General features: G+C 67.4%; 5 protein-coding genes. 3 read left to right on the top strand and 2 right to left on the bottom strand.

Annotated features, from left to right (window positions below; all coding sequences use genetic code 11):
• Window positions 1-189 precede the first annotated feature (189 nt).
• The 3 genes from FKP22_RS20415 (at window position 190) to FKP22_RS20405 (ending at window position 2,916) form a co-directional block, all read left to right on the top strand.
• A complete protein-coding gene (locus FKP22_RS20415; protein WP_141289530.1) occupies window positions 190-1,188 on the top strand; it encodes an AraC family transcriptional regulator in 999 nt (332 codons plus the stop codon).
• A gap of 126 nt (window positions 1,189-1,314) precedes the next feature.
• Window positions 1,315-2,430 (top strand): SMP-30/gluconolactonase/LRE family protein, encoded by a 1,116-nt coding sequence (locus FKP22_RS20410; protein ID WP_141289529.1) that lies wholly within the window; start codon window positions 1,315-1,317, stop codon window positions 2,428-2,430.
• 111 nt (window positions 2,431-2,541) lie between these two features.
• Window positions 2,542-2,916 (top strand): GFA family protein, encoded by a 375-nt coding sequence (locus FKP22_RS20405; protein ID WP_141289528.1) that lies wholly within the window; start codon window positions 2,542-2,544, stop codon window positions 2,914-2,916.
• Window positions 2,917-2,970: 54 nt separating this feature from the next.
• On the opposite strand, the gene FKP22_RS20400 is transcribed toward FKP22_RS20405, so the two are convergent.
• Window positions 2,971-4,383 carry a C13 family peptidase gene (locus FKP22_RS20400; RefSeq protein WP_170200983.1) on the bottom strand — a complete coding sequence of 471 codons (1,413 nt, stop codon included), beginning with the start codon at window positions 4,381-4,383 and terminating at the stop codon, window positions 2,971-2,973.
• Window positions 4,384-4,500: 117 nt separating this feature from the next.
• Window positions 4,501-5,208, bottom strand: a 708-nt coding sequence (locus FKP22_RS32335; RefSeq protein WP_170200982.1) for a hypothetical protein, incomplete at its 5' end; no start/stop codon positions are given.

Genomic DNA, 5,208 nt, shown 5'->3' with positions numbered 1-5,208 from the left:
AGCGAGGCCACGGCGGGCCACCGCGCGGCGTCTTGTTCGGGTGCTGCGGGGGGCGCGGCGGGAAGCTCGCTGGCGGCAGCCAGGCACGCGGAGCAGGAATTGGATGACACGGAATGCGAAGCCTTGTGGGTCCTGAGGTTGATCAGCTTAGGCCTAGCATCCAGTGCTTTCCATGCCGGAACAGCCCAAATGCTTGACCGTTTCTCCAGCCCGCCCACCGCCACGGCCCCGGCCCCGACGTCCGGCCCGGACCCGCTGACGCAGATCCTGCTGGGCCTGAGGCTGGAAGGCGTGGAGTACGGCCGCTGCCTGATGCACGCCCCTTGGGCGATCTCATTCCCGAAGCAACCCACGGCGCGCTTCCACTTCGTCGCCAGCGACAGTTGCTGGCTGCGCGCGGGGGCCGAAGACTGGGTGCAGCTGAACGCTGGCGACGCGGTGCTGCTGCCGCGCGGCAGCGCCCATGTGCTGGCCAGTGCGCCCGAAGTGCAGGCCCTGGACATCGATTCGCTGGGACGCGACACGGTGGTCGACCAGCTCTACCTCGTGCGCGACGCCGCCGACGAAGCCGGGCCGCCCAGCCATGTGATGTTCTGCGGCAGCATGCAGTTCAACCTGGACCCCTTGCACCCGCTGCTGGCCATGATGCCGGACGTGATCCGCGCCGGCGACCTGGCCCAGCGCGACCCGACCGTGCCAGTGTTGCTGGAGGCGATGGAGCGCGAAGTGGCGCTGAACCGCATCGGCGCCTGTGGCATCCTGGCGCGCATGGCCGACGTGCTGGCCGCCAGCATCATCCGCGCCTGGGTCGAATGCGCCTGCAGCAACCCGACAGGCTGGATCGCCGCGCTGCGCTGCCCCGGCGTGGGCAAGGTGCTGGCCGCCATCCACACCGCGCCCGAGCGCGACTGGAGCGTGCCCGCGCTGGCCCATGTGATGGGCACCTCGCGCTCGCGCTTTGCCCAGGCCTTCAAGGACTCGGTCGGCGAAAGCCCGGCCCGCTACGTCGCCAAGATCAAGATGTTCCAGGCCCGCCGCTGGATCGCGCAGGACGGCATGCGCATCACCGTGGCCGCCGACCGGCTGGGCTACGACTCCGAAGCCTCCTTCAGCCGCGCCTTCAAGCGCGTGCTCGGCCACGCGCCCAGCCTGGCAAAGGCCTTGGCCGAGCAGCTGGACGGACGCTGAACAAGTCATACGATGACCACCGATTCCGCCCGTCCCGCATCCGTGGAATCACGGTCATCTACCGGGTAGCCCAACGCGCATTCGACTTGTACGATGTCATAACACTAATGACATCGGAGACCTCTCATGCAAGACGACACCCGTGCAACCCTGCCCCGCCGCAGCCTGCTGCAAGCCGCGGCAGGAACCGCATTCGCCGCCGCAACCGGCAGCGCGCTGGCCCAGTCCTTCGACTTCAAGCCCAACCAGCGCTACCCGGACCCTGCCGTGATGGTGCTGGACCCGAGCTTTGCCAAGTACCGGCTCTACAGCAGCACGCTGGAGCAGATCGGCACCGGCCTGCGCTGGGCCGAAGGGCCGGCGTATTTCCCGGAGAAAGGCTGGTTGCTGGTCAGCGACATTCCGAACAACCGGATCATGAAGTACGACGAGAAGGACGGCAGCTTCAGCGTCTTCCGCAATCCTTCGAACTTCGCCAACGGCAATGTGTGTGACCGCCAGGGCCGGCTCGTCACCTGCGAGCATTCGGTGACCCGCCGCATCACCCGCACCGAGCGCGACGGCAAGGTCACGGTGCTGGCCGACAGCTTCGAAGGCAAGCGCCTGAATGCGCCCAACGACATCGTCGTCAAGTCCGACGACAGCATCTGGTTCACCGACCCGCTGTTCGGCATCAACGGCGAATGGGAAGGCAGCAAGGCCAAGCCCGAGCAGGCGACGACCAACGTCTATCGCCTGGGCACCGACGGCAAGCTGAGCGCCGTGCTGACCGACCTGGTCAACCCCAACGGCCTGGCCTTCTCGCCAGACGAGAAGAAGCTCTACGTCGTCGAATGGAAGGGCACGCCGAACCGCAGCATCTGGCGCTACGACGTGAACCCCGATGGCTCCCTGAGCGGCAAGATGAAGTTCATCGACGCGGCCGACCAGGGCGCGCTCGACGGCTTCAAGGTCGACCGCGACGGCAACCTCTGGTGCGGCTGGGGCAGCAACGGCGCGCTGGCCGCCGAACCGGTCGACAACCCGCTGCTGCCGGGCCGCAAGGTCTACCCGCTGAAGGGCCGCTCGGAGGACCTGGACGGCGTGATGGTCTTCAACCCCGAAGGCAAGGCCATCGGCTTCATCCGCCTGCCCGAACGCTGCCCCAACCTGGTCTTCGGCGGCCCCAAGCGCAACCGCCTCTACATGACCAGCAGCCACTCGGTCTATGCGCTGTATGTGGAGGCGCACGGCGCGGTGTGAGTCCCTGCAGCGATCACGGCGGAGGGCACCCGCCCTCCTCGGCGCCATGGAACAAACGGCCAGCCACCCTGTCTCATCTGCGGTGGCCCACCAACAAGAAAGGAAGCCGCCATGAACCTGCTGTCAGGACAATGCCTTTGCGGGCAGGTACAGCTCACTGTTCGCGGTGAACCGCTGCGTGTGGGCATCTGCCATTGCATGGACTGCCGCAAGGAAAGCGGCTCGGCTTTCACCTTCTACGGCATCTGGCCCGTCCAACGCTTCGAACACGCGGGTGACACGTCCGAATTCCGAGGCCGCCACTTCTGCCCCCGCTGTGGCGCGCGGCTGTTCTCAGTGGACGACGAAGAGGCCGAGATCAAGCTCGGCATCCTGTCGCAAGCCCCCACCCCTCTGGTGCCGAGCTACGAGCTGTGGATCAAGCGCCGCGAACCGTGGCTGAGGCCGATCGACGGCGCCGAGCAGCACCTGGAAAACCGGAGGTGACGGGCGCAGGCCGGTAGGCCACTGCGCTAGCGTGCTGGCAAAGATACGCATCGCTCAGCGCCCACCCGCCTGCTGCTTCTCCAGCTCCGCCAACTTCTCCCGCATCCTCGCCCCCATCGCAATCTGCGGATTCGAATAGCCGTCGTCCTTGCCGGCTTCCTTCTCGCGCTGCGCAATGACCTCGCGCGCCTTCGCATGCGCTGCTTCGAACGGCATGCCGGCGCGGATGTTTTCGTCGTACATCGCGCGGCCGAAGAAGGTCAGCGGCGAGCGGCGGCCGCAGCCGTAGGAGGTGTGGTCGGCGTCGGCTGCCGTCATCACCAGCGTGTCGTCGTCCGCCAGCGGCGCGATCCAGCTGCCGGAGAAGCAGGCGGAGATCGAGATCACCGCGTGCTTGATGCCGGCTTCGTTCAGCCAGGACTTGAGGTCCTGCGGCGTCACCGAGTCCACGTCCAGCGGCCAGAACGAGGTCGCGAGTTCGCCGTCGCGGCCGCCGTGCGAGGTCAGGTGGATGAACAGCACGTCTTCGTCCACGTCCATCTGCTCGCCCGCACGCTGGATCGCGCGCTCCAGGTTGATCGGCGTGGCCCAGGGCCAGTCAGGTGTTTCCTCGCGCTGGTTGATCAGTTCCAGCGGCGCCGCGCCATAACGCTTCTGCATGACCTCGGCCACCATGTGGCTCTCGCGGCGGAACACTTCCTCGTCGGCATTCGGCGCGAAGGTGATGGCGTAGACCTCGACCTTGCCGGGGTGCTGGGGCGGCACCGCGTCCAGCGCGTTCGCCAGCACATCGTCCTGCGCCTCGAAGACTTCCTGCGTGAGGCTGAACGGGGGCTCCTTGTCAGCCTCGGTCTCCGCGGGCGGGCGCTGCGGGTACCAGAAGTGCACCGGCTGGTAGAACTGCAGCAGCAGTTGCGAGCCGACCAGCAACAGCACCGCCGCAAAGCGTGAAAGCCCATTGGCCGTGCCACCCCGCCACAGCAGCCGGCCCTGCGCCGCGAAGACCCAGCCCATCCAGATCCAGCTGACCCACTGCACCAGCGCCACGGCCTGCTCGTCCTGGCTGTCCATGCCACGGATCAGCGGCACCAAGACCAGCGCGCTGCCCAGCACCAGCGGCAACATCAAGGCACAGAGCAAGGCCAGGCGCGCGCCCGCCTGCCGCAGCACCTGGCCCGGCTCGGCCGCAGGGTCGCGCACCGCCAGCCAGGCCACCAGCGCAGACACCACCAAGGCCATCCACGGATTCATCAGCAGCGCCGGCCAGTAGAAGCGCGCCGGGCCGTCGATGAACAGGCGCGCCAGCCCCAGTTCCGCGCCCAGCCCGACCAGCCACAGCAGCAACAGGACGCCCGCTGACAGCGGCAGGCCCTCGCCGTTGGCCCGCAGCAGCAAGGCCGCGCGCAAGCCTTGTGCCCACCAGGCGCCGAGTGCGCCACGGGGCAGCAAGGGCTCCTTCGGCGCCACGGCGACGAGCGGTGGTGCGTTTGTCTCTTCAGGCACTGCCGAGCCCTGCCCGGCCGATGCTTCATTCACCATCATCCACTCCCCCGATTGTTCTTGGCGACACAAGCCCGCCTTGTTTCAGCTGCCGGCCAAGGCCGATGGCGACCAGGCATCTGCATCCTGGTGACCGAAAAGTGCGCCAACGTAGCGTCCCAGGGACAGCTCGAAATGCCGGGCCGCGGCCGCCTCGCCCGCATCTGCTCGCCGGGCATCCGCCACGAAAGCCTGGAACAGGCTCCACTGGCTGGACAACTGCGAGACCACCAGGCGCGCCAGGTCGTAGGACAGCAGGTTGCCGTCATCGGTCCTGCGGAAGGACTCCCCGGTCCAGAACTGCTGGATGGTCTCTTCGTTCCAGAAGCGCACATGCATGGCGTGCAAGGCATGCGGCGTGTGCAGGCTTGGCCGGGCGCCGGCCACCCGGTGCTCGGTGTTGACGGCAAGCCCTTCGTCCAGCCACACCGGCAGGCGCAGATGAGCGAGCGCGCTGTGGGTCAGCTCATGCGCGATCACCGGCTCGATGTCGCGAAGCTCAGCACGGCACAGCACGAAGTGCGGGCAGCCAGCGTCGATGAACATGCCGCCACTGAAAGCGGCTTCGCCTTCTCCTGGGTCATGCGCGGCCACGTAGTGGTAGTAATCGTCTTCGTGGTCCAGCACCAGCACGATGCTTTTCATCCCGGCGGGAAAGCGCGCCAGCGGGCCCAGCACGCGCTCGATGCGCCCTCGCGTCCTGGCCACGTAGGCCGCCACGGCGTCAGCACTGGCGGGCTCCAGCGAGGACAG

It is taken from the genome of Ideonella azotifigens (genome assembly GCF_006519715.1).
GTDB lineage: Bacteria > Pseudomonadota > Gammaproteobacteria > Burkholderiales > Burkholderiaceae_C > Ideonella > Ideonella azotifigens.
The sequence above is the reverse complement of the archived record's forward strand: the minus strand, read 5'-3'. Positions and strand labels throughout refer to the sequence as shown.